Source organism: Kitasatospora sp. MAA19, assembly GCF_029894125.1.
In the GTDB taxonomy this organism is placed as follows: Bacteria; Actinomycetota; Actinomycetes; order Streptomycetales; family Streptomycetaceae; genus Kitasatospora.
In genome coordinates this window covers 41,232-64,330 of the sequence record NZ_JARXYZ010000042.1, presented here as the reverse complement: position 1 = coordinate 64,330, position 23,099 = coordinate 41,232, and the positions used below count along the sequence as shown (strand labels likewise).

Annotated in this window: 22 protein-coding genes and 1 riboswitch; of the genes, 13 read left to right on the top strand and 9 right to left on the bottom strand. The window is 73.4% G+C overall.

Annotated features, from left to right (window positions below; translation table 11 throughout):
- Positions 1-156: 156 nt before the first annotated feature.
- The 3 genes from P3T27_RS36420 to P3T27_RS36410 form a co-directional block, all read right to left on the bottom strand.
- On the bottom strand, positions 157-1,218 hold the full coding sequence (locus P3T27_RS36420) for a prenyltransferase (RefSeq protein WP_280685599.1): 1,062 nt from the start codon (positions 1,216-1,218) through the stop codon (positions 157-159).
- Positions 1,215-1,949, bottom strand: a complete 735-nt coding sequence (locus P3T27_RS36415; protein ID WP_280685598.1) for a class I SAM-dependent methyltransferase — start codon at positions 1,947-1,949, stop codon at positions 1,215-1,217. Before P3T27_RS36415 ends, P3T27_RS36420 begins: the two co-directional genes overlap by 4 nt.
- An 82-nt stretch (positions 1,950-2,031) precedes the next feature.
- Complete coding sequence (locus P3T27_RS36410) at positions 2,032-3,342, bottom strand: glycosyltransferase family 4 protein (protein ID WP_280685597.1); 1,311 nt, start codon at positions 3,340-3,342, stop codon at positions 2,032-2,034.
- A gap of 220 nt (positions 3,343-3,562) precedes the next feature.
- On the opposite strand from P3T27_RS36410, the gene P3T27_RS36405 reads away from it, so the two are divergent.
- From P3T27_RS36405 to P3T27_RS36375, 7 genes are all read left to right on the top strand, one after another.
- Entirely contained in the window at positions 3,563-4,192 is a 630-nt protein-coding gene (locus P3T27_RS36405) for a TetR family transcriptional regulator (RefSeq protein ID WP_280685596.1), read from the top strand.
- Between the two features lie 102 nt (positions 4,193-4,294).
- Positions 4,295-4,370: riboswitch (cobalamin riboswitch) on the top strand.
- A 117-nt stretch (positions 4,371-4,487) separates the two neighbouring features.
- Positions 4,488-5,723, top strand: a complete 1,236-nt coding sequence (locus tag P3T27_RS36400; RefSeq protein WP_280685595.1) for a terpene cyclase/mutase family protein — start codon at positions 4,488-4,490, stop codon at positions 5,721-5,723.
- On the top strand, positions 5,720-6,388 hold the full coding sequence (locus P3T27_RS36395) for an SCO2322 family protein (protein WP_280685594.1): 669 nt from the start codon (positions 5,720-5,722) through the stop codon (positions 6,386-6,388). Before P3T27_RS36400 ends, P3T27_RS36395 begins: the two co-directional genes overlap by 4 nt.
- A gap of 45 nt (positions 6,389-6,433) precedes the next feature.
- Positions 6,434-7,537: a CbiQ family ECF transporter T component gene (locus P3T27_RS36390; RefSeq protein ID WP_280685593.1), complete on the top strand. Its 1,104-nt coding sequence runs from the start codon at positions 6,434-6,436 to the stop codon at positions 7,535-7,537.
- Entirely contained in the window at positions 7,534-9,135 is a 1,602-nt protein-coding gene (locus P3T27_RS36385; RefSeq protein ID WP_280685592.1) for an ABC transporter ATP-binding protein, read from the top strand. The genes P3T27_RS36390 and P3T27_RS36385 overlap by 4 nt, the downstream gene beginning before the upstream one ends.
- A complete protein-coding gene (locus tag P3T27_RS36380; protein WP_280685591.1) occupies positions 9,132-9,965 on the top strand; it encodes an ECF transporter S component in 834 nt (277 codons plus the stop codon). The genes P3T27_RS36385 and P3T27_RS36380 overlap by 4 nt, the downstream gene beginning before the upstream one ends.
- Before the next feature lie 64 nt (positions 9,966-10,029).
- Positions 10,030-11,016, top strand: a complete 987-nt coding sequence (locus P3T27_RS36375) for an RICIN domain-containing protein (protein WP_280685590.1) — start codon at positions 10,030-10,032, stop codon at positions 11,014-11,016.
- Positions 11,017-11,082: 66 nt separating this feature from the next.
- Here P3T27_RS36375 and P3T27_RS36370 read toward each other — a convergent pair whose 3' ends face one another.
- The 3 genes from P3T27_RS36370 to P3T27_RS36360 all read right to left on the bottom strand — a co-directional run bounded on the left by P3T27_RS36370 (position 11,083) and on the right by P3T27_RS36360 (position 12,993).
- Positions 11,083-11,307, bottom strand: coding sequence for a hypothetical protein (locus tag P3T27_RS36370; protein WP_280685589.1), 225 nt, complete (start codon positions 11,305-11,307; stop codon positions 11,083-11,085).
- Between the two features lie 310 nt (positions 11,308-11,617).
- The gene (locus P3T27_RS36365) at positions 11,618-12,346 is read right to left on the bottom strand and encodes a DUF4232 domain-containing protein (protein ID WP_280685588.1); all 729 of its coding nucleotides are present in this window, start codon (positions 12,344-12,346) and stop codon (positions 11,618-11,620) included.
- A 290-nt stretch (positions 12,347-12,636) separates the two neighbouring features.
- Entirely contained in the window at positions 12,637-12,993 is a 357-nt protein-coding gene (locus P3T27_RS36360; protein ID WP_348534193.1) for a YciI family protein, read from the bottom strand.
- A 507-nt stretch (positions 12,994-13,500) separates the two neighbouring features.
- Here P3T27_RS36360 and P3T27_RS36355 point away from each other — a divergent pair.
- From P3T27_RS36355 to P3T27_RS36335, 5 genes are all read left to right on the top strand, one after another.
- Positions 13,501-14,616 carry a Rieske 2Fe-2S domain-containing protein gene (locus P3T27_RS36355; protein ID WP_280685587.1) on the top strand — a complete coding sequence of 372 codons (1,116 nt, stop codon included), beginning with the start codon at positions 13,501-13,503 and terminating at the stop codon, positions 14,614-14,616.
- Positions 14,617-14,729: 113 nt separating this feature from the next.
- Positions 14,730-15,689 carry a prolyl aminopeptidase gene (pip, locus tag P3T27_RS36350; protein ID WP_280685586.1) on the top strand — a complete coding sequence of 320 codons (960 nt, stop codon included), beginning with the start codon at positions 14,730-14,732 and terminating at the stop codon, positions 15,687-15,689.
- A gap of 40 nt (positions 15,690-15,729) precedes the next feature.
- Positions 15,730-15,897, top strand: coding sequence for a hypothetical protein (locus tag P3T27_RS36345; protein WP_280685585.1), 168 nt, complete (start codon positions 15,730-15,732; stop codon positions 15,895-15,897).
- Positions 15,898-16,132: 235 nt separating this feature from the next.
- Entirely contained in the window at positions 16,133-17,338 is a 1,206-nt protein-coding gene (locus P3T27_RS36340; RefSeq protein WP_280685584.1) for a glycosyltransferase 87 family protein, read from the top strand.
- A 1-nt stretch (position 17,339) separates the two neighbouring features.
- On the top strand, positions 17,340-18,953 hold the full coding sequence (locus P3T27_RS36335; RefSeq protein WP_280685583.1) for a DUF2079 domain-containing protein: 1,614 nt from the start codon (positions 17,340-17,342) through the stop codon (positions 18,951-18,953).
- Positions 18,954-19,093: 140 nt separating this feature from the next.
- On the opposite strand, the gene P3T27_RS36330 is transcribed toward P3T27_RS36335, so the two are convergent.
- Together P3T27_RS36330 and P3T27_RS36325 are read right to left on the bottom strand one after the other, a co-directional pair.
- Positions 19,094-19,420, bottom strand: coding sequence for an antibiotic biosynthesis monooxygenase (locus tag P3T27_RS36330; protein ID WP_280685582.1), 327 nt, complete (start codon positions 19,418-19,420; stop codon positions 19,094-19,096).
- A gap of 87 nt (positions 19,421-19,507) precedes the next feature.
- Positions 19,508-19,918, bottom strand: a complete 411-nt coding sequence (locus tag P3T27_RS36325; protein WP_280685581.1) for a cupin — start codon at positions 19,916-19,918, stop codon at positions 19,508-19,510.
- A 63-nt stretch (positions 19,919-19,981) separates the two neighbouring features.
- Between P3T27_RS36325 and P3T27_RS36320 the strand changes: the two genes are divergently transcribed.
- Positions 19,982-20,458 (top strand): MarR family winged helix-turn-helix transcriptional regulator, encoded by a 477-nt coding sequence (locus tag P3T27_RS36320; RefSeq protein ID WP_280685580.1) that lies wholly within the window; start codon positions 19,982-19,984, stop codon positions 20,456-20,458.
- Positions 20,459-20,786: 328 nt separating this feature from the next.
- Here the strand turns inward: P3T27_RS36320 and P3T27_RS36315 are convergent, their stop codons facing one another.
- Complete coding sequence (locus P3T27_RS36315; protein ID WP_280685579.1) at positions 20,787-22,886, bottom strand: MFS transporter; 2,100 nt, start codon at positions 22,884-22,886, stop codon at positions 20,787-20,789.
- Positions 22,887-23,099: the final 213 nt, after the last annotated feature.

Sequence of the window (23,099 nt, the reverse complement as noted above, 5' to 3'; positions counted from 1 at the left end):
AAACGCTCGGCTGGGAAACCCCAGCCGAGCGTCTGCATAAACTCATCGCGGCCTAGACAACCGACTACGTGTTGCGACGACCGCTAGAAACCGCCTTCCGGTGGGCCGCCCCTTCGCGCTGTCCGTACGGACCCAGTCGTCCTGCCCGCACGGGCCTCAGCAGCAGTCCTCGACCACCAGCCCGGCAGGCAGGTGCTCCCCGCCGAACACCGCGACCGTCGCCGGGTCGCCGCCGAGCGCGGCCACCGCGAGCAGCAGCGCGCCGGCCGTCCAGGTGGTGCGCTCCTCCGGCCAGACGGCGTCGTCCTCGAAGACGTACCCGGTCCAGTACGAGCCGTCCTCGTGCCGCAGGTGCCGCTGGATCCAGCGCAGGATCTCCACCGCGCGGTCGGAGCGCCCGACCGCCCAGAGCGCCAGGGCGAGTTCGGCGCTCTCGCCGCCGGTCACCCACGGGCGGTCGCTGACGCAGCGCACGCCGAGGCCGGGGACGACGAAGCGGTCCCACTCCCGGTCGATCCGCTCCAGCGCCGCGTCGCCGCGCAGTCCGGTGCCGAGCACCGGGTAGTACCAGTCCATGGAGTAGCGGCCCTTGTCGAGGAACCGCTCGGGGTGGCGGGCGACGGCGTGCCCCAGCCGGCCGGCCGCGAGCTCCCAGTCGGGCTGCGGCTCCTCCAGGTACTCGGCGATGGCCAGGCCGCAGCGCAGCGCGTGCAGGATGCTGGACGAGCCGGTGAGCAGCGCCTCGTCGGTGGCGGTGCCGTCCTCGTCGAGGCGCCAGGCGATCGGGCCGCCGGGCAGCCGCAGGCGGACGATGAAGTCCAGGGCGCGCCGGACGACGGGCCAGATCCACTCCAGGAAGGCGTCGTCGCCGGCGCTGAGGTGGTGGTGCCAGACCCCGACGGCCACGTAGGCGCAGAAGTTGGTCTCCTTGGCCCGGTCGGTGACCACGCCGTCGGTGTAGGCGGCGTACCAGGAGCCGTCCGGGTTCTGGTTGGCGGCGAGCCAGCGGTAGGCGGCCTCGGCGGCGGCGTGCTCGCCGGCGGTGTCGAGGGCCATCGCGGCCTCGGTGTGGTCCCAGGGGTCGAGGTGGTGGCCGGCGAACCAGGGTATGGCGCCGTCGGGGCGCTGCTCGGCCAGGATGCTGCGGACGGTGCCGGCGGCCTGGTCGGCGTCGAGCACCCCGTCGAGCAGCAGCACCTCGGGGACGGCGGCGGTCATGCGCCCACGCGCCGGGGCTTGGACGCGTACGCCACGAAGCTCTTGCCGATGACGGGGTTGAGCGCCCGCTCGGCGGCCTTGGTGAGCGTGCTGATCACCGGGGTGCCGACGATGTCCCAGACCAGCAGCTGGTGGTACGCCTTGACCGGCAGCGCCTTGTCGTTGTTCACGCCGACCGCGCACTTGATCCACCAGTACGGCGAGTGCAACGCGTGCGCGTGGTGGGTGCCGTAGGGCTCCAGGCCCGCGTCCTTGAGCTTGCCGAGCAGTTCGTCGCCCCGGTAGATCCGGATGTGGCCGCCCTCGACCTCGTGGTACTCGTCGGACAGCGTCCAGCAGATCTTCTCGGGCAGCCAGCGCGGCACGGTGACGGCGAGCAGCCCGCCCGGCTTGAGGACCCGGAACATCTCGTTGAGCACGCCCTTGTCATCGGGTATGTGCTCCATCACCTCGGAGATGATGATCTTGTCGAAGTACTCGTCCTCGAACGGCAGCGCCAGCGCGTTGCCCTCCATCGCGACCGCCGACGCGCCCTCCGGGGCCTCGCCGGCCTGCTCCATCGCGGCGAACCACTTCGTGACCTCGGCGATCTCCTCGGCGTTCTGGTCGAGGGCGATCACGTTGGCGCCGCGGCGGTAGCACTCGAACGCGTGCCGGCCCCCGCCGCAACCCAGGTCGAGCACCCGGTCGCCGGGGGCGAGCGGGAAGCGCGAGAAATCGACGGTCAGCACTGCAGGGCTCCCATTCCTATTGCTACCACGCGGACTTGACGCCGCGTCAGATCGATCCCGCGCCGGGCCGGCGGCCGTGGGCTCAGGGCACGTACCGCCAGCCCGGACCGGAGCGGGCCCGGGCGCCGGCCCCGGTGGCGATCGCCGCGCGGTAGGCCTCGGCGGTCAACTCGGCGGCCCGCTCCCAGGTGAACCGGGCCAGCACCCGCGCGCGGCCGGCCGCGCCGAGCCGGGCGCGCAGCTCCGGGTCGTCCAGCAGTCGACCGAGCGCCGCGGCCAGCCGGTCCGCCTCCCCCGGCGGCACGGCCAGGCAGGTCTCCCCGTCCGGCCCGGCCACCTCGGGGATCGCGCCGCCGGTGGTGGCGACCAGCGGGGTACCGGTGGCCATCGCCTCGGCGGCGGGCAGCGAGAAGCCCTCGTACAGCGACGGCACGCAGGCCACCTCGGCCGAGCGGTAGAGGTCGACCAGCTCCCGGTCGGTCAGCCCGCTGCGGAACTCGATGTGCTCGGCCAGCCCGAAGCGGCGCACCGCCTCGGCCACCGGGCCGTCCTCCTTCTGCGGCTTGCCGACCACCACCAGGTGCGCGGGGCGCTCGGTGCGCACCTTCGCCAGCGCCTCGACCAGGAACACCAGACCCTTGAGCGGGACGTCCGCGCTGGAGGTGGTGACGATCCGTCCGGGCACCCGGGCGACCGCCTCGGAGGGCGACCAGAGCCGGGTGTCGGCGCCGATCGGCACCACCGAGATCGCGCCGGGCGCGGCGCCCAGGTGCTTGGCGATCTCGCGCTGCGAGGTGCCGGAGACGGTGATGACGTGGTCCAGCCGGGCGGCGACCCGGCGCTGCATCCGGGTGAAGGCGTACCAGCGGCGCAGCGACAGCCGGCGCACCCGGGTGTCGGCCGCGTCCAGTTCCAACCGCCGGTCCACGGTGATCGGGTGATGGATCGTGGTGACCAGCGGGAAGCCGTGCCGGGCCAGGCCGAGCAGGCCATAGCCGAGGGTCTGGTTGTCGTGCACCACGTCGTAGCGGCCCTTGTGCCGGGCCAGGTACTGACGGGCCCGCAACGAGAAGGTCAGCGGCTCGGGGAAGCCGCCGGTGCGCATGGTGGCGAACTCCAGCACGTCCACCGGGCCGCGGAACTCGCCGCGGGCGGGCGTGCGGAACGGGTCGTCGGCGCGGTAGAGGTCCAGGCTGGGCAGCTCGACCAGGCGCACCGAGCCGGGGCCGTCGACCTCGTCCAGCACGGGGTACGGCTGGGCACCGATCACGTCCACGTGGTGGCCGAGCCTGGCCAGCTCCCGGGAGAGGTGCCGTACGTACACGCCCTGACCGCCGCAGAAGGGGTCCCCGCGGTACGACAGCAGGGCAATCCGCAGCGGCTGCGCGGTCATCCTCGGGCCCTCATCTCTAGCTGCTATCTGTGCTGCCGGTCGCTAAAGTAGATCAGGTTTCAGTGGCTGGGGAACTCGTCATCGACCATGTGAACAATGAGAGACCTCGAAGATACCGGCCCGTAGCTTTCGCTCCGGAGTCAGGGCTGGTGATTCCCGCCACGCCGATCCTGCCGACCTTGTGGAGCACGCCGCCACCCACGCGCCCCGGGAGCACTCCTTGCCGCCGCCGACCACCTCCGTGAACCCCGCCGCGCCGCCACCCGCCCAACCGGGTGAGCCGCCGCTGACCGCCCGCCAGGCCGAACGCCGGCGCCGGATCCTGCGGGCCGCCACCGCCCTGGCCGCCCGGGGCGGGTACGAGGCGGTGCAGATGCGGGAGGTCGCGGAGAGCGCACAGGTCGCCCTCGGCACGCTCTACCGGTACTTCCCGTCCAAGGTGCACCTGCTGGTCGCGGTCATGCTGGAGCAGTTGCAGGGCCTCCAGGAGCACATCCGGCGGCACCCGCCGACCGACCCCGAACCGGCCCCGCGCGTCGCCGACACGCTCACCCGGGCCTTCCACGCGCTCCAGCGCGAACCGCTGCTGGCCGAGGCGATGGTCCGGGCGCTGTCCTTCGCCGACCGCTCCGTCGGCGCCGAGGTCGACCAGGTCAGCACCGCCACCGGGCAGCTCATCCTGGACGCCATCGGCCAGTCCGGGCCGCCCAGCGAGAGCCAGCGTGCGGCCGTCCGGGTGATCGAGCACACCTGGCACTCGGCGCTGGTCGCCTGGCTCTCCGGCCGCGCCTCGATCGCCGAGGTCCGGGCCGACCTGCACACCGCGGCCCGGCTGCTCACGCTGCCCTGAACCGGCTCCGACTGGAACCTGTTCCTCCTCCGGCGGGCCATCGCGGCCGCCCCGGCGGTTAGAGTCGACGGGCAGCACAACTTCATCCCGCTCCTCCCCCGGGGGAAGCCGGTGCGAATCCGGCGCTGACCCCGCAACCGTGAGCCCGGTGCCCGTGACGGCCCGGGCGAGTCGGACCGCCCGTGGAGGGGCGAGCGGCCCGCCCGGGCCCGCCACGCGCACCGCCCGGCACCGTCGAGGACTACGGAACGGCCCCGCCAGGCCACCACCGCTCACCGAAAGGCACATCTCCACCATGCTCACCGCCGCCCGCCTGGGCGCCGCCGCCCTGTCCGCCGCGCTGCTCGCCGGCGCCACCGCCGGACCGGCCCTCGCCGACAGCCCCACGCCGACCGCCGCGGCCGTCCCCGACGGCCTGTACGGCAAGGGCGACCCGACGTACGACGGCGTCTGGCGGCAGTCCCTCGCCCTCACCGCGCTCGCGGCGGCCGAGGTCACCCCGGCGGACTCCGCCGTCGGCTGGCTCACCGGGCAGCAGTGCGAGGACGGCGGCTGGCCCTCGTTCCGGGCCGCCGGGGCCGCCTGCGACGCCAAGACCGAGGACAGCAACGCCACCGCCGTCGCCGTCCAGGCGCTCGTCGCGCTCGGCGGGCACCAGGAGGCCGTCGACAAGGGCGTCCAGTGGCTCAAGGCCACCCAGAACGCCGACGGCAGCTGGCCCTACAACCCCGGCAGCCCCGGCGACGCCAACTCCACCGGCCTCGCCGTGAACGCCCTGTTCGCCGCCAAGGCCGACCCGGCGAGCGTCGCCAAGGCCGGCAGGAACGCCTACGACGGGCTCGCCCTCTTCCAGCTCGGCTGCGCCGCCCCCGCCGACCAGCGCGGCGCCTTCGCCTACCAGCCCGACCCGAGCGGCGCCCTCGCCCCCAACGCCCTCGCCAGCGCCCAGGCCTCGCTCGCCGCGGCCGGCGGCCACCTCCCGGTCGCCACCACGGTCCGCGCCGACGCCGCCCCCAAGGCGCTCACCTGCCAGGACGGCGCCCCCTCCGCGCCGGTCCCGCACGCCGACTCGGGCGAGGCCGCCGGGGCGTACCTCGCCGCCCAGCTCGTCGCGGGCGACCACCACCTGACCCTCACCACCCCCGGCGCCGCCCCGACGCCCGACTACAACGCCACCGCCTGGGCCGCCCTCGGCCTCATCCAGAGCGGCCACCCCCAGCAGGCCGCCGGCGCCGTCGACTGGCTCGGCAAGGAAGGCGCCACCTGGACCAAGGGCGGCACCGACGCCGCCGCCACCGCCAGCCTGCTGCTCGTCACCCAGGCCGCCCACGGCGACACCGGCGCCCTGACCGGCCGGCTCACCGCGCTCGGCCCGGCGCCCAAGGCGACCGCCGGCCCGGCCGCCACCACGGGGGCCTCGAAGAAGAACGACGGCATGGGCCAGTACTGGCCGATCATCGTCGGCCTGCTCGTCGGCGTCGGCGGCGGCATCCTGCTCAGCCTCCAGCGCAAGCGCGGCCAGCAGCTGTGACACCCCACCCGGGCCGGCGCCGCGCCGGCCGCCGTTCGCTGGTGGCCCTGCTCGCCGGCGTGGTGGCGCTCCTGGCCGCCGCCGCGCCCGCGCAGGCGGCGGCCGGGTACCGGTACTGGTCGTTCTGGCGCGGCACCGACGGCGGGTGGGCGTACCAGCAGCAGGGCCCGGCGGTGTCCGTGCCGCCGGACGGCGCCGTGGACGGCTGGCGCTTCGCGGTGAGTCCGGACGGCGGGCAGCAGGCCGCGCAGCCCCGGGCGGCGAGCGGCTTCGCCGCCGTCTGCGCGGACACGCCCGCGCAGCCGGGCCGCAAGCGGGTCGCCGTCGTGCTGGACTTCGGCACCGCCGCCGACTCCGGCTCCGCCGAGGCGCCGCCCGAGCAGCGGAACGCGTGTGCCACCGTCGTCCCGAACGCCACCTCGGCCGAGGTGCTGGCCGCCGTCGCCCCGCCGCTGCGCTACGACGGCAACGGTCTGCTCTGCGCCATCGCGGGCTTCCCGAAGGCCGGTTGCGCCGAGCAGCTCGGCGCCGCCGCCGAGCCGTCCGCCCCCAAGGCCGGCGGCGACGGCGGCGGTCCGGACGTCGGCCTGATCGCCGGTGGCGCGCTGCTCGCCGTGCTGGCCGGCGGCGCCGGCTGGCAGGCACGCCGCCGCCGCACCTCCTGAACCGCCCGGAAGACCGAGCCCCAGAACACCCACCTGGACTGATCCATGCGCACCGCCCGGAGCACCCGCCCGCCCACCGGTCCCCGCCAACTGCACCCCGGGGCCTGGTGGTTGTGGGCGCTCGGGCTGGGCGCGGCGGCGACCCGCAGCACCAATCCGGCGATCCTGCTGCTGCTCGCCGCCGTCGCCGGGTACGTGGTCGCGGCCCGGCGTGGCGACGCGCCCTGGTCGCGTTCGTACGGGGCGTTCCTGCGGCTGGGCCTGCTGGTGCTGGGCATCCGGCTGGTGTTCGCCGTCCTGCTCGGCTCGCCGATCCCGGGCACGCACGTGCTGTTCACGCTGCCCGAAGTGCCGCTCCCCACCTGGGCGCAGGGGGTACGGATCGGCGGCCGGGTGACCGTCGAGGGCCTGCTCGCGGCACTGTACGACGGGCTGCGCCTGGCCACCCTGCTGGTCTGCGTGGGCGCCGCGAACGCGCTGGCCAGCCCGGCCCGGCTGCTGCGCGCCCTGCCCGGCGCACTCTACGAGACGGGCGTGGCGGTGGTGGTGGCGATGACCTTCGCGCCGAACCTGGTCGCGGACGTCCGCCGCCTGCGCGCCGCCCGCCGTCTGCGCGGCCGTACGGACAAGGGCGTCGCCGCCGTGCTGAGCGTCGGACTCCCCGTCCTGGAGGGCGCGTTGGAGCGCTCCATCGCGCTGGCCGCCGCGATGGACACCCGCGGGTTCGGCCGCACCGCCGACGTCCCGCGCCGACTCGCCCGGGCGACGGCCGCGCTCACCCTGGCCGGCCTGCTCGGGATCTGCCTGGCCGCGTACGGGCTGCTGACCGCCGGCGGCGCCGGCTGGGCGCCGCCGGTACTGCTGCTGGGCCTGGCCGCCGCCTTCGCCGGGCTGCTGCTCGGCAGCCGACGGTCCGTCAGAACGCGCTACCGGCCGGACCCCTGGGCGCTGCCCGAGTGGCTGACCGCCGGTTCGGGGGCCGCCGTCGCCGGACTGGTCGGCTACCTCTCCACGCAGGATCCGGCCGCCTTCGCCCCCACCGTCGTCCCGCCGACCGTCCCCGTGCTGCCGCTGGCCGCCGTCCTGGCCGTCCTGCTCGGCCTGGTACCGGCGTTCGCCGCCCCGACCCCGCCCCGGAGGGCTTCGTGATCACCTTCGAGCAGGTCTCCATCCGGTACGCGGACGCCGCCGCGCCCGCCGTCGAGGGCGTCGACCTGACCGTCCCCGAGGGCGAACTCTGCCTGCTGGTCGGCCCGTCGGGCTCCGGCAAGTCCACCCTGCTGGGCGCGGTGAGCGGGCTCGTCCCGCACTTCACCGGCGGCACCCTGCACGGCCGGGTGACCGTCGGCGGCCGGGACACCCGCGAGCACCGGCCGCGTGAACTCGCCGACCTGGTCGGCACGGTGGGGCAGGACCCGCTGGCACACTTCGTCACCGACACCGTGGAGGACGAACTCGCCTACGGCATGGAGTCGCTGGGCCTGCCCGCCGACGTGATGCGGCGCCGGGTCGAGGAGACCCTGGATCTGCTCGGCCTCGCCGACCTGCGCGACCGCGCCCTCACCTCGCTCTCCGGCGGCCAGCAGCAGCGCGTCGCGATCGGCTCGGTGCTCACCGTGCACCCGCGCGTGCTGGTCCTGGACGAGCCCACCTCGGCGCTCGACCCGGGCGCGGCGGAGGAGGTGCTGGCCGTCCTGCAGCGGCTGGTGCACGACCTCGGCACCACCGTGCTGATGGCCGAGCACCGGCTGGAGCGGGTCGTCCAGTACGCCGACCAGGTGCTGCTGCTGACCCCGGGAGCCGCGCCCGTCCTCGGCGAACCGGCCGAGGTGATGGCGCACTCACCGGTGCACCCGCCGGTGGTCGGCCTCGGCCGGCTCGCCGGCTGGCGGCCGCTGCCGCTGTCCGTCCGCGACGCCCGCCGCAAGGCCGCCGGGCTGCGGGAACGCCTCGACGGCCGCCGCCCGGGCGCCGCCCCCGCCCCGACGGGCGCACCGATCGCCACCGTCGCCCGCCTCGCCGTCCGGCGCGGTCCCGTCCAGGCCCTGCGCGGTGTCGACCTGGTGCTGCGCCCCGGCGGGATCACCGCCCTGATGGGCCGCAACGGCGCCGGCAAGTCCACCCTGCTGGGCAGCCTGGTCGGCCTGCACACCCCCGCTTCCGGCGCCGTGACGGTCGGCGGCCGCACTCCGCACCGCACCCGCCCGGCCGAACTGATCCGCGAGGTCGGCCTCGTCCCCCAGGACCCGCGCGACCTCCTCTACGGCGAGAGCGTCACCGCCGAGTGCGCCGCCGCCGACACCGACGCGGGCGCCGCCCCCGGCACCTGCCGCGCCCTGGTCGAACGGCTGCTGCCCGGCATCGCCGACACCGCCCACCCGCGCGACCTCTCCGAAGGCCAGCGGCTCACCCTGGCCCTGGCCGTCGTGCTCACCGCCCGGCCCCCGCTGCTGCTGCTCGACGAGCCGACCCGCGGCCTGGACTACGCCGCCAAGGCCCGGCTGGTGGAGATCCTGCGCGACCTCGCCGCCGAGGGCCACGCCGTCCTGCTGGCCACCCACGACGTCGAACTCGCCGCCGAACTCGCACACCGCACGGTGATCCTGGCCGAGGGCGAGATCGTCGCCGACGGCCCGACGGCGGAGGTGGTGGTCTCCTCCCCCGCCTTCGCCCCGCAGGTCGCCAAGGTGCTCGCGCCCGGCCCGTGGCTCACCGTCCACCAGGTCGCGGAGGCACTGAGCGCATGAGCCGCCCCGTCCCCCTCGGCCGCCGTTCCCGGGCGGCCCTGTTGCTGGTCTCGCTGGTCGGCGTCGCCGCCTTCGGCTGGCCGCTGCTCGCCTCCACCGAGTCCGCCCTGGTCGGCCACGCCACCGACGCCCCCTGGCTGTTCGCGCTGCTGCTGCCCCTGCTGCTCGCCGTCGTCATCGCCCAGATCTCCGAGGGCCGTACGGCGGGCGGCGGCGCACCCGGGCTGGACGCCAAGTCCGTCGCCCTGCTCGGGGTGCTGGCGGCGGCGGGCGCGGCGCTGCGGCCGCTCGGCGCGGGCACGGCGGGCCTGGAGCCGATGTTCTTCCTGATGGTGCTGTCGGGGCGGGTGCTCGGCCCGGGCTTCGGCTTCGTCCTCGGCGCGCTGTCGATGTTCGCCTCCGCGCTGCTGACCGGCGGCGTCGGGCCGTGGCTGCCGTTCCAGATGCTCGCCATGGGCTGGGTCTGCCTCGGCGCGGGCCTGCTCCCGGGCGCGGCGGGTCTGCGCGGCCGGCGCGAACTCGCCCTGCTGGCCGGGTACGGCGCGCTGTCGTCCGTCCTCTACGGCACGATCATGAACCTCCAGGGCTGGCCGTACATCGCGGGCCTGTCCGGTTCCATCTCCTTCGTCCCCGGGGACCCGCTGCCCGCCAACCTGGTGCGCTTCGCCGCCTACTGCCTCACCACGTCCCTCGGGTGGGACCTCCCCCGCGCCGCCCTCACGGTCGTCCTCTGCCTCACCCTCGGCACCCCCGTCCTGCGGGCGCTGCGCCGCACCACCCGCCGCGCCGCCTTCGACGCACCGGTGACCTTCCGGCCGCCGAGCGGGTGAACCCCCGCTCCCCGGCCGCGCCGCGCACCGCCGACGGCCCGATGCGTCCACGATCATCTCGACCGTGATCAGAACCCTCGCCCGCACCACGGTCGTCGCCGCGACGACCCTCACCCTCGCCGTCGCCCTCGCGTCCCCCGCCGCCGCCGTCACCTTCATCGGCCGCGACGTGCCCACCACCGTGACCATCGCCCCCGGCCAGACCGCCGCCGTGCCGTGGACGTACCAGAACACCGGCGGCCCCGGCCTCCTCCCGCCCTCCGGCATGACCGCCGTCTTCACCGCACCCGGCAACACCACCTTCGCCCCGCAGGCCACCGTCCCCACCCAGTACAGCGGCGACGGCTCCTCCTGGGGCACCAACAACGTCGGCCTGCGCAACTGCGCGCTCGGCACCGGGAACCGCACCCTGACCTGCGAGGGCTACGGCCTCAACGGGAGCCGCAGCGGCTGGCCGTCCAACGGGTACTTCCGCTTCCTGCCGCAGGTCACCGTCGATGCCACGGCGCCCGCCGACACCACGCTCCCGCGCGGCAACGGCAGCTTCCGCTACACCGACCCCAACAACGGCACCGTCTACACGATCGACAACGGGACCCTCGACGTCGCCACCCCGCCCCGGGTCCCGACCGGGATGTGCCTGGACGTGGGCAACACCCGGTTCAACGCCGACAACGTCCGGATCTGGCAGTGCCTGGACCACACCAACCAGCGCTTCGTCCTCGACGACGGCCGGGTCAAGGTCGCCGACACCGTGGGCTCCGGGCAGGAGATGTGCCTCGATGCCGACAACACCGGCTTCAACGGGGACAACGTCCGCATCTGGGCCTGCGAGTACTCGCGGGCCGCCATCGCCAACCAGACCTGGCTGCTGCGCCAGGGCTCGTTCGTCCTGCAGTCGACGGCGGGCAGCGATCAGGAGATGTGCCTGGACGTCGGTACCACGCGCACCAACGGCGACAACGCCTTCATCTACCAGTGCGGCGCCGGCAACCCGGACCAGAAGTTCCTCGTCGAGAACGGCTACCTCAAGGTCCGCGACACCGTCTGACACTCACCGCACGGCCGCCCCGCGACCGCGGCGGGCCGCCCGCACCTGGTGTCCCGCCCAGGGCACTCATGGCGGCGCGGCCCGTCCGTCCCTGCTCGGGACCAGGGTGGTCATGAGGTCGAAGCTGGTCGGCAGGAAGGGGCCGTGGTAGACGCACTGGTGCAGGTTCAGGTACCGGCCTGCCGGGGGCGGCGGAGCGGTGTCGGCGGCGGCGACGGGAGCCGGGCCGACCAGGACGGCGACGGACAGGGCGGCGCCGGCGAGGGCGGCGGAGCGTGGGGACAGACGCATGGGGGAACGTCTCCGTGGTCCGGTGCGGCCGCTCCGAACGGGCGGCCGTCACACACGAGGCTTCCCCGGGCGCCCGGTGTCCCCGGCTGCCGCCCGGGAACTTCACCTGAACGACCGGCCGCCCGCACGGGCCGGTCCGGACAGCTGCCGGGCGAGGCCCCACCCGTGGGCGGCCGTCCCCTCAACTGGCCTGCCCAGCGGCCATGCTGAGGGCCAGCGAGCCACCTGGCGGGGCTCCGGCCACGCGGATCCATCGTCTGGATGCGCGGCGCCCGGGAGCACTGTGACGGCAGACTCCAGGACGCGCGGGTCACTCGCCCTGACCGGCACTTCCCATCGGGCCGACCTTCACCGGGGAGCCGGCGCCGCTCGTGACGGGCAGCGTGCCGGCACCCGGCCAGGGAAGGGTGACCGACTTCGTCTCGTCCGGCGGGGTCACCACCAGCCCCGTGACGCGGACACCGGAGCCGCCCGACTTGTTGAGCGGGTAGCTGATACCGAAGAACGTCGACTTCCCGTTCTTGACGACGCCCGGAACGACCGGCTCACCGGAGCGCTTCGCGGGCAGCGACCCCGCGTTGGTCTTCAGGTCGACGCCCGCGTACCCGGAGATCGCGCAGTCCCGGCCGCTGTGGTTCTTCAGCTCCACCACGACGGTGCCGTCGGTGTCGCCGTCGATCGTACGCTCCACCGCCGTGATCTCCAGGTCGTCGGTGCGGCACTTGCCGCCCTTGCCGTTGTCGGTGGAGCTGGCCCCGGCAGCCGTACCCGTCCCGCCGGAGACCGTCCCACCGGAGCCCGACCCGCCGCCCGAGGTGGACGCGGCAGGCGCGGCGGGCGGGGTGGGCGCGGACGACGCGGTGGACGCAGACGACGCGGTGGGCGCGGTGGGCGCGGCGGACGCAGACGACACGGTGGACACAGTGGACGCGGACGACGGCTTGCTCTGCCCCGTGCCGCCGTCGTCGTTCTGACAGGCCGTCAACGAGAGGCTCGCGGCAACGGCCAGGGCTGCGAAGGGGAGCTTGTAAACGCGCATCGTTTCTTCCTCAGTATCGGTTGCCGGTGCCGGGCGCTCGGTACGGATCGGTACGAGCGGGCGTTTCTGATCACCAGGACCCACCCGCCCGGCGAGCCGTTCCGCCCAACCACCCCCCAATACAGTGCTGTTACACGCGCAGCCAGGGACCACGCCCACCACCACCGGGCGCACCCCGCCGGGATACGCCGCCGGCCAGCCGGGACGGCGGTTCCCGCCACCGTTCCGCACCCGTTCGCGGCCGTCGCCCGCTGGGACAGACCCGTGACCCGAAGGAACTTGACTCGTGCTCAGGCGAACGGTTCGCCAAGCAGCTCGGGGCCGGCCGACAGCTCCCCGGCCAGCTCGATCGCGCGCTCGTAGCTGTCGACGTCGATCACCATCCAGCCGGCGATGAGGTCCTTGGTCTCGGCGAACGGGCCGTCGGTGACCGGCGGGCGCCCCTCACCGTCGTACCGGACCCACGCCCCCTCGGGGGCGAGCGCCAGGCCGTCGACGAACTCGCCGGTCCGCTCCAGTCGGGCCGCGAAGTCGTGCATGTACTGCATGTGCGCCGAGATCTCCTCCGGCGTCCACTGGTCCATGGGCACGTTGTTGACCGGGGCCGGAGCGCCGCGGTAGTGCTTGAGCAGCAGGTACTTGGCCATCGTGGTGCTCCTCGGTACTGGTGCGACCCGTTGTGGTCGCGTTCACCACGGGGACGGAGCCGGGCGCGGGTTCTCGACATCGCCGTCCGAACTTTTTTCGACACTTTCCGGCCGCCGTTCCCGCCGGCCACCGGGTGCGCCCGCGCCGGGCCGCGGGCCGCGAGCGCCTTGGTGTCGCAGAGCAGCTGCGGAACGGGGCGGCGTTCGGTTCGGAGGGGGTGGGGTGGTCGCTCGCCATCCCCCTGACGGTAGCGCGGGTTCGACGTCACCCGAACAAGGCGGCCTGGCGCCACCAATCCAATGGATCATCACATTTACCCCTTGCCATTCGGATTGTTCGTGCAACCCCTCTCCATCTGTGGCTAGCATGTGGGGCGCATTTCGTCCGGAAACAAATTTCCCCGCCGGGTTGGCGTAGAACCACGGAATTTCCTTTGGTCGGATTTTCGCATTTCCCGATTTCCTCTTGCGCCGCCGACTCGATCCGCCACAGCAGAAGGAGAACTCTTGCGCGCGTTCGGAAAACACGTCCACTCCGTCAGCAGCCGTCCGACCCCGGGCGACCTCGCCCTGCCACCGGGCCTGCCCTACCCCGACGGCTGGTCCGCGCTCGCCTTCAGCGCCGAGCTGAAGCCCGGCACGGTGCTCACCCGCCAACTGGCCGGCGAGGACGTCGTGCTGTACCGGCTGCGGAACGGCCGTATCCGGGCGACCCGTCCGTACTGCCCGCACCTGGGGGCCCATCTCGGCCTCGCCGAGGTCGACGGGAACGACCTCGTCTGCCCCTTCCACCGCTTCGCCTTCGACCCGGACGGCCGGTGCGTGCGCACCGGTTACGGCACCACGCCGCCGAAGGCCGCCCTGGCACAGCTGCCGGTGCGCGAGGTGAACGACGCCGTCTTCGTCTGGCGCCATCACGACGGCCGGCAGCCGGACTGGGAGATCCCGGCGTGGCACGCCCTCGGCGACCAGCCGCCGCAGCACGCCGCCTGGGAGATGCCCGGCTATGCGCAGGACGTCATGGAGAACGCCGTGGACCTGGGCCACTTCCTCACCCTCCACGGTTGGACCCGGGGCGAGTTGGCGGCACCGGTCGCCTTCGACGGCGTGACGTTCCACGTCTCGATGCGGGTGCAGGAGGAGTTCCCGCTCCTGGGCCGGCGCCAGGTCGAGATCGAGGTGGACGGCTACGGCCTCAGCTGCCTGCACAGCGACGTGCGCACGCCCGCCCTCGGACTGGAGATGTGCTCCCTGGTGATGGCCACCATGGTCGCCCCCGGCCGGATGCAGTTCAGGCAGGCGAGCCGGTTCTCCTTCGCGCCGCCGGCCGCCCTGCCGCCCGCGCTCGGCAGGACGGTCAGCCGGTCGCTCTCGCGGCTGCTGTCGGGCCTGATGTTCAAGTGGAGCTGCGAGTTCACCGCGGCCGACTTCCCGATCTGGTCCACCAAGAAGTACCTGTCGCCGCCGCGACTCGCCCCCGGCGACGGCCCGATCGGCGCCCTGCGGCACTGGGCCCGGCAGTTCTACCCGCAGGACCACGACCACCAGGAACGCCTCTCCAGGCCGACCACCGCCGCACGCCAGAACGGCCACAGCGCCCCGAGCGCAACCACCAAGCCGTGAGCGCTCGGCCCTCCACGCCGCCCGCCCCTTCGACTCAATACCCGTGTCAATGCGGCAGTTTGAGGAAGAAATCAGTGGAACCCGACCGCGATCGCTCCGTAGGCTCGACGGTCATGGTTGATCTCTACGCTCCGACCCATCCCTACGACACCGGGTTCCTCGACACCGGAGACGGCAACCGCATCTACTACGAGCAGTACGGCAACCCCGAAGGCAAGCCCGCCGTGCACGTCCACGGCGGCCCGGGCGGGGGCGCGCCGCGGGGCCCGATGCGGGCCTGGGATCCCGAGCGCTACCGCGTCGTCCGTTTCGATCAGCGCAACTGCGGTCGCAGCACCCCGCACGCCAGCGACCCTGCCGTGGACATGAGTCTGAACACCACCTGGCACCTGGTCGACGACATGGAGCGGCTGCGCGAGCACCTCGGCATCGAGAAGTGGTTGCTCAACGGCGTCTCCTGGGGCACCACGCTCGCCCTGGCCTATGCGCAGCAGCACCCCGAGCGGGTCACCGAGATCGTCTTCCTGGCGGTGACGACGAGCAGCCGCACAGGGCTCGACTGGCTCTACCGGGGCGCCGGGCGGTTCCAGCCCGAGGCGTGGGACCGGTTCCGCGACGGCGTCCCCGAGGGCGAGCGGGACGGCGACCTGCTCGCGGCCTACGCGCGGCTGATGGAGCACCCCGATCGTGCCGTCCGGGAGAAGGCCGCCGTCGACTGGCTCACCTGGGAGGACGCGGTCGTCTCCACCGAGCCCAACGGCGTGCCCGGCATGTACAGCGACCAGGAGGTCGACGAGCAGATCGCGTTCGTCCGGATCTGCGCCCACTTCTTCAGCAACGGCGCCTGGCTGGAGGAGGACCAACTCCTGCGCAACGCCCACAAACTGGCCGGAATCCCGGCGGTCCTGGTGCAGGGCCGGCACGACATGGGCTGCCCGGTCCAGGCCGTGTGGGAACTCGCCAAGGCCTGGCCCGACGCGCGACTCCACATCATCGAGGACGCCGGACACGCCGGAAGCCCCACGACGCACCAGACGGTGCGGACGGCCATCGAGGAGTTCAAGAACCGCTGACCCTCCGCGGACGCCCACGCGCGGGGGCCCGGGATAAACATTGCTACTTCCGGGCCCCTCCGACGTCGCCGTCCAGGACCAACTCACCTCCGGCACCCTGGTCCGGCTCCCCCTCCGGCCCCCCGCCCTGCGCCTCCGGCCGGTCTGGCGCGCCGACCGCGCATCCGTCCCGGGCCTGCGCGAGGTCCTCCAGACCGCCACGGCCTGAGCGGGCCCCGGGCCGGAGGCGGCGGCCGGACCGAGTCGCGGTCGGCCTCAGAGGGGTCGGTTATGGTGGGTGGGCCCAGACGCTGACGACGGAACGATCTGGTCTATCTCAACGAGGTGCCATCGCAGTGCGGGAGTTCGGTCTTACACGGTGGGCACGGCGGGAAAAAACGGAGGAGTCCACCGGCGCCTCGGCACCCACAAGACCGAAGTCCTGGACCATCGTAGCGGCCGTCGTGGCAGGGGTGTCACTGGCGGCTTTCGCCATCGTGCGCCACTTCTTCCACGCGGCGACCATGGTCGACATGCTCGTGTACCGGGCCGAGGGCGCCGCGGTCGTCCACGGCCAGGACCTGTACGCGATGCGGCTGCCCGGCTGGGACCTGCCGGCCACCTACCCGCCGTTCGCCGCGATGCTCTTCGTGCCGAGCACCTGGTTCGACGTGAGCACCCTGCGGGTCCTGGTGATGCTCCTCAACCTCGCCCTGCTCGCCCTGGCCGTCCACCTCTCCCTCCGGCTGATCGGGTGGCCCGCCGCCCGCCACCGTCCGGCCGCCGTCCTGCTCGCGACGGGCCTGAGCGTCTGGCTGGAGCCGGTGTACACCACCTTCCAGTACGGCCAGGTCAACCTCGCCATCCTGTGCCTGGTCCTGTGGGACCTGACCCGGCCCGACGGCAGTCGCTTCAAGGGCGTGGGCATCGGCCTGGCCACCGCCATCAAGATCACCCCGGGCCTGTTCGCCGTGTACCTGCTGCTGACCGGGCGGATCAGGGCCGCCATGGTCTCGGGCGGCACGTTCCTGGCGGCCGGCCTGATCGGCTGGATCGCGCTGCCCGACGCCTCCTACGGATTCTGGACGAACTACCTGTGGGACCCGAGCCGGGTCGGCGTCACGGTCCTCATGGACAACCAGTCGCTCCGGGGAGCCATCTGCCGTCTGCTCGACGTCAACGACCCGGGCCTGGTCGGGCTCGCCGCCTCCGCGATCGTCGGGACGCTCGGCCTCGCGGTGGCCGTCCTCGCCGGGCGCTCCGCCCGGATCCTGCGCCGGGCCGACGCCTGGGGCGCGGTCTGCGCCGCGTTCACCGCGCTGCTGGTCTCGCCGATCAGCTGGACCCACCACTGGGTCTGGTGCATCCCCCTGATCGCGCTGCTGGTCGTGGAGGCCAGGACCAGGGCGCGCAAGGTGCTGCTCGGCGTGACGCTGGCGGTGTTCCTCTCCCACGCCATGTGGACGGCGCCCCACCGGTGGGGCCGCGGCGTCGCCTGGTACTGGCAGCTGCCCGGCTCGATCTACCCGCCCCTGGGCATCGCCGTCCTCACCGTGGTGGGGCTGCGGCTGTACCGCGCACGGCGCCAGGCCGACACCGGATCCGGAACCGGCTGGTCCCTCCCGCGCAGCAGGACCGACCGCGACGCCGCACTGACGAGTCAGGTCTGACGTGACCACCCAGACCGCGTCCGCACCGTCGCCGCCCGCCGCCGCGCCCGGTGTCCGCAAGCCCTCCCCGGCCCTCGTGCGCACACCGGCCCGGCGCACCGCGCTGCTCAGCGTCCTCTGCTTCGCCGTCATGTGCGCCATCGGCATGCAGGGCTGGACGTCCGTGTCGCTCGGCGGCTTCGACCTCGGCATCTTCGACCAGGGCGTGCGCGGGTACGCCCACTTCGGGCTGCCCGTCTCGTCGTTGAAGAGCTACCACCACGAGTTCCCGCCGGGCTTCTCCCTGCTGGGCGACCACTTCTCCCCGGTCCTGGCCCTCCTCGCGCCGCTGTACTGGATCTGGGACGACCCGCGCTCGCTGATCATCGGCCAGGCCCTGCTCTTCGCGGTCGGCGTACCACTGATCCGGCGGATCACCGCCCACTGCTTCGCCGCCGCAGAACCGAAGACCGCCCGTCGGGCCGCCGACCTCGCCGGCCTCGTCTACGCGCTCGGGTGGCCGCTGCTGGTCGCCTCCCGGGTCGGGTTCCACGAGGTCGCCTTCGCGGTCCCGCTGACCCTGCTGATGCTGGAGCGCGGCCTCGCGCGGAAGTACGGCACCGTGGTCCTCAGCGCCGTGCTGCTCTGCTGCACCAAGGAGGACCTCGGCCTCATGGTCGGGGCGTACGGCCTGGTGCTGCTGCTGCGCACCCGCGGTACGGACGACCGCGCCGGCCGCCGCACGGGCCTCGGCCTGCTGCTGGGCGGCCCGCTCGCCGCGGCGGTGGCGATCAAGTGGCTGATCCCGGCGATGGGCGGCGAGCCGGGCTACTACTGGAACTACGCCAAGCTCGGCTCCGACGGCGGCGATGCCGTCCGCAACCTGCTGCACGACCCGCTGCTCCTGGTGCAGGCCGCCTTCGACCAGCCGCTCAAGCCGCTGCTGCTGCTCTGGCTCTTCGGCACCATGTGCCTGCTGCCGCTGCGGTCGGCGACCGTGCTGTGCGCGCTCCCGCTCCTGGCCGAGCGCATCCTCTCCAGCAACCCCAACCACTGGTCGATCGCCCGCCACTACGACTCCATGCTCTGGCCGATCCTGCTCACGGCGGCCATCGAGGTGCTGGGCAGGCTGACCGCCGCCGAGCGGACCGCTCGGCGGGCCCGCACGCTGGGCCTGGCGACGGCGGGCTGCGCACTGGTCGCCGCCGTACCGCTCGGACTGATGCAGCTCGCCGTGCCGACCTCCTGGCAGCCCAAACCGAGCGAGGCCGCCCTGGTACGGGCGGCCGCGCTCATCCCCGACGGCGCCTCGGTCGAGGCCGACAACCAGATCGCGCCGCGGCTGACCGCCAGGACGGACGTGGTCCTGGTGGACGAGACCCCACGAGGACGCGAGTACGTGCTCACCCGCTCCAACAAGCGCTCGTTCCCCTTCGCCACGGACACGCAGCAGGCGGAGCGGATCCAGCTCCTCCTGGACCACGGGTACCGGCAGATCTGGTCCGAGGACGGCGTCTCCCTCCTCCACCGGGAGAGCACCGCCCCCATCCCCGGCGAACACGTCCCGGGCCCGGACAGCAAGCCCACCCAGGACCTGGTCCCCTCCGACGTGGGCCACAACCTCTTCCGCGGCTGACGCGCCCCGCGCGGTCGCGAAGCCGCGTCGGGCCCTCGACCGCCCCGGAAGGAGGGGTTCACCGGCCTTCGCCGGGAACCGCACCTTCACCGGGCCGGAAGAGGGCCCGACCGTCCGACCTAGGGCCGGACAGGCCCTGGCTAGGCGCCCTTGGGGCCGGTCTGCTGGACGACGTCGAAGGACCAGACGGTGGAGCCGGAGGCCGCGGGCTTGGGCCGCTCGCCGCCTCCGCCGGTGCCCTGGTGCGCCGCCTTCATGGGGCCCTCCATCCAGGCCTGGAAGGAGGCCTCGTCGCGCCAGCGGGTGTAGACGAGGTAGTCGTCGGTGCCCTCGACCGGGCGGAGGAGCTCGAACCACTCGAAGCCGTCCGAGTTCTCCACCGTGCCGGCCCGCGAGGCGAAGCGCTGCTCCAGCACCTCGCGCTGCTCGGCCGGGACCGTCAGTACGTTGATCTTGACGACGGACATGCCGCACCTCTCCTCGTCTGCCGGGGCGCGTGAACGGCCGCCGGCTCGGTTGCTGCCAGCAGTGTCCTACACCTCACACCCGACGGGTCACGCGATCCACGGCGGGAGGAGACGCTCGTCGTCCTTCGGCGCGAGGCCGCAGGCGCCGGGCGGGGTGACGGCGTCCGGGTTGTAGACGTGGGCCGGGGACGGCCCGGCGACGACGGCGGTGAAGCCGTCGGCGGTGGTGATCTGGCGGGCGACGTCGGCCGGGAGGACGAGGGTGTCGCCCGCCGCGACCGTCACCGGGCCATCGGCCAGCTCGACGGTGGCGGAGCCGGTGACGAACGTCCAGATCTGCTCGACGTCCATCGCGTGCAGCGGGCCGCTCTTGCCGGCCTCCATGTCAACCTTCCACATGGCAAGGGCGGTTGAGCCCTGGGTGGGCGAGGCGTAGGTGGTCATGACGGCGTTCGGCGTCTCGGTGCGACGGGCGTCGGTGTGACGGATCACGGGCATGGTTGAGAAACCCCTTAAGATGGTCAATGGCGTTGTCTATATGGTCAATGAGGTTGTCTATCCGTGTCAAGCGAACCCGCCCCGCCCGGCTTCGAGCTGCCGCTGCGCCTCCTGCTCGCCTTCCGGACGATCATCGACGAGCTCCACGAGCGCATCGCCCGTGAGGGCCACCCCGACCTGCGTCCGATGCACGGCTTCGTCTTCCAGGCGATCGGCCCGCACGGCACCACCGCCGTCGAACTCGGCCGCCGCCTCGGCGTGTCCAAGCAGGCCGCCGGCAAGACCGTCGAGAACCTGGAGCAGCTCGGCTACGTCGAGCGCGGCAGCGACCCGGCCGACGCCCGCCGCAAGGTGGTCCGGCTGACCGCCCGAGGCGTGGACTGCCTGGTCCGCTCGGCCCGGATCTTCGACGAGCTGCGCGCCGAGTGGTCCGCCACCCTCGGCGAGGAGCGGCTGCGCGAGGTGGAGACGGCCCTGCGCCTGCTCGCCCCCGGCGACCCGTTCCGCCTCGACACCCCTCGCTGGTTCGGGAGCCCGTGAGCCACCATCAGGGTCCGAACGCACCGCAGGGGGAGCCCATGAGGCCGCGCCGGGCCATCGCCGCAGCCACCGCAGCAACCGCCATCGCCGCACCGCCTCTCCGACGGCGCCGTCATCCTCCTCACCGGCGCCGCCGAGGCGGATCGCACCGGCCGGATCCACACCGGGCCGATCGCCCCGGACGTGACCGTCGGCGCCCGCATGGGCTCCGACCCGGTCCTCGACGCCGCCGCCGACTGGCTTGCCCGGCAAGCTACTTGCGGCGGCTAGGGCCTGTCCGGCGAAACCTGCCGGGCCCGCGACGCCGGCCCCCGGCCCGGCACGGCGGCTAGAACGACCGCCCCTCGCCGCGGTACGGCGGCTCGGGCCAGGTCCGGTCGGGGCGGTCGCGCCGGTCGGCGCAAAGGGCCGAGCTGAGGTGGGTGAGCAGGTCGGCGAGGTCGGTGTACTGCTTCTCGTCCCAGTCGCCCAGCAGTTCGGCGAGTTGCGAGCGCCGGGCGGCGACGAGCTTCAGCGCGACCTCCTCCCCGGCTTCGGTGAGCCGCATCGGCAGGCCGCCGGAGCGGGCCGCGAGGCCCCGACCCTCGACCTCCCGGACGGCCTCGTCGACGACGGCGATCGGGACGATCCGCCGCTCGGCGAGTTCCGCCGGCTCGGCCGAGCCGTGCTGGTGGATCTGCAGGAGCAGCCAGCTGGAGGCGGGGTGGAGGTCGAGCCCGGCGGTGGCGGTGATCCGTCGGAAGAGGTCGCGCCGGGCTTCGCGACTGCTCAGGACGGAGAGCGAGCGGGCGATCTCGTCCAGCGAGGAGCGTTCGACCGGGTTGAGGCCGATGGACTCGCTGAGGTCCGGGGCGGTGACGGTGGAGCGCAGCTTCTGCTCGCGCAGGAACAGCGACAGCACGAAGGCGACCAGCGCGACGGGCACCGCGTACAGGAACACCCGGGTGATCGACTCGGCGTACGCGTGGTGGACGGCCGCCTGGGCGGCGGCCGGGAGCCGGGTGATCACGCGGGGGTCGGAGGTGATGACCTCGGGGTGGAACCCGGGCGGCAGCGGAATTCCCGCCAGGGCGTCGGCGAGCCGGTCGCGCAGCCCGCTCGCGAAGAGGGTGCCGAAGATGGAGACGCCGAAGGAGGCGCCGATGGAGCGGAAGAAGGTGGCCCCGGCCGTGGCGACGCCGAGGTCCTGGTAGCCCACCGAGTTCTGCACGATCAGCACCAGCACCTGCATCACCAGCCCCAGCCCGAGGCCGAAGACCAGGAAGTAGAGGCTCATCTCGGCGGTGCTGCTGTGCTCGTCCAGCCGGGAGAGCAGCAGCAGGCCGCCGGTGGTGACGGCCGTCCCGGCGATCGGGAAGATCCGGTAGCGGCCGGTGCGGGCGACGATCTGGCCGGAGCCGATCGAGGTGAGCAGCATGCCGAGCACCATCGGCAGCATGTGGATGCCGGACATGGTGGGCGTGACCTGCATGACGACCTGGAGGAAGGTCGGCAGGTAGGTGAGCGCGCCGAACATCGCGAAGCCGACCACGAAGGAGATCACCGCGACCAGGCTGAACGTCCGCGAGCGGAACAGCCGCAGCGGCAGCACCGGTTCCCGGGCCGCCCGCTCGACCAGGACGAAGGAGAGCAGCAGTGCCAGGCCGAGCACGCCCAGGCCGACGACCTGCCAGGAGGTCCAGGCCCACGTGGTGCCGCCGAGCGAGGTCATGAGCACCAGGCAGGTGGCGACGGCCGCGATCAGCGCGGTGCCGAGGTAGTCGATCCGGTGCTCGCGCCTGACCTCCAGCCCGTGCAGCACCGCGGCGATCACCACCAGGGCGACGGCACCGACCGGCAGGTTGATGTAGAAGACCCAGCGCCAGCTGAGCTGGTCGACGAACAGCCCGCCGAGCAGCGGCCCGAGGACGCTGGTCACGCCGAAGACGGCGCCGAAGAGGCCCTGGTACTTGCCGCGGTCCCGCGGTGCGACGAGGTCGCCGACGATGGCCTGGGAGAGCACCATCAGCCCGCCGCCGCCCAGGCCCTGCAGGGCGCGGAAGGCGATCAGTTCGCCCATGTTCTGGGCGATGCCGCAGAGCACCGAGCCGAGCAGGAAGATCACGATGGAGGCCTGGAAGAAGCGCTTCCGGCCGTACATGTCGCCGAGCTTGCCCCAGAGCGGGGTGGCGGCGGTGGAGGCCAGCAGGTAGGCGGTGACCACCCAGGAGAGGTGGTCCAGGCCGCCGAGGTCGCTGACGATGGTGGGCAGCGCGGTGGAGACGATGGTCTGGTCCAGGGCGGCGAGCAGCATCGCCAGCAGCAGCGCGCCGATCGGCACCCAGAGCCTGGGGACGGTGACCTCCGGCGGCCCGGGCACGTTCGCCGGGCCCCGATCGGGCGCGGCGTGGGGGTACTCCCGGCCAGAGGCTGGGGGAGGGTCCGTCATGGCGTCTCCGTAGGGTCGCGGGCCCGGCCGGTGCGGCAGGCCGTGCGGATGATCACTCCCAGCTCACCATGCTGTCAGAAATGCTCCGGTTTGTTCCGCCGGGTTGAGCCGAACGTAAGCATCCGGGGACGTCCGCCGCATCCCGTCCGTTCCTCAGGAGCCAACCGCCACCAACCGGCACAACACCCCCACCCGCCGCCGGACGCCCCTGTC

Coding starts and splice junctions, on each gene's coding strand:
- P3T27_RS36420 (WP_280685599.1), bottom strand. CDS start 1,218: ATGACCGCCGCCGTCCCCGAGGTGCTGCTGCTCGACGGGGTGCTCGAC.
- P3T27_RS36410 (WP_280685597.1), bottom strand. CDS start 3,342: ATGACCGCGCAGCCGCTGCGGATTGCCCTGCTGTCGTACCGCGGGGAC.
- P3T27_RS36400 (WP_280685595.1), top strand. CDS start 4,488: ATGCTCACCGCCGCCCGCCTGGGCGCCGCCGCCCTGTCCGCCGCGCTG.
- P3T27_RS36390 (WP_280685593.1), top strand. CDS start 6,434: ATGCGCACCGCCCGGAGCACCCGCCCGCCCACCGGTCCCCGCCAACTG.
- P3T27_RS36380 (WP_280685591.1), top strand. CDS start 9,132: ATGAGCCGCCCCGTCCCCCTCGGCCGCCGTTCCCGGGCGGCCCTGTTG.
- P3T27_RS36370 (WP_280685589.1), bottom strand. CDS start 11,307: ATGCGTCTGTCCCCACGCTCCGCCGCCCTCGCCGGCGCCGCCCTGTCC.
- P3T27_RS36365 (WP_280685588.1), bottom strand. CDS start 12,346: ATGCGCGTTTACAAGCTCCCCTTCGCAGCCCTGGCCGTTGCCGCGAGC.
- P3T27_RS36360 (WP_348534193.1), bottom strand. CDS start 12,993: ATGGCCAAGTACCTGCTGCTCAAGCACTACCGCGGCGCTCCGGCCCCG.
- pip (WP_280685586.1), top strand. CDS start 14,730: ATGGTTGATCTCTACGCTCCGACCCATCCCTACGACACCGGGTTCCTC.
- P3T27_RS36330 (WP_280685582.1), bottom strand. CDS start 19,420: ATGTCCGTCGTCAAGATCAACGTACTGACGGTCCCGGCCGAGCAGCGC.
- P3T27_RS36325 (WP_280685581.1), bottom strand. CDS start 19,918: ATGCCCGTGATCCGTCACACCGACGCCCGTCGCACCGAGACGCCGAAC.
- P3T27_RS36315 (WP_280685579.1), bottom strand. CDS start 22,886: ATGACGGACCCTCCCCCAGCCTCTGGCCGGGAGTACCCCCACGCCGCG.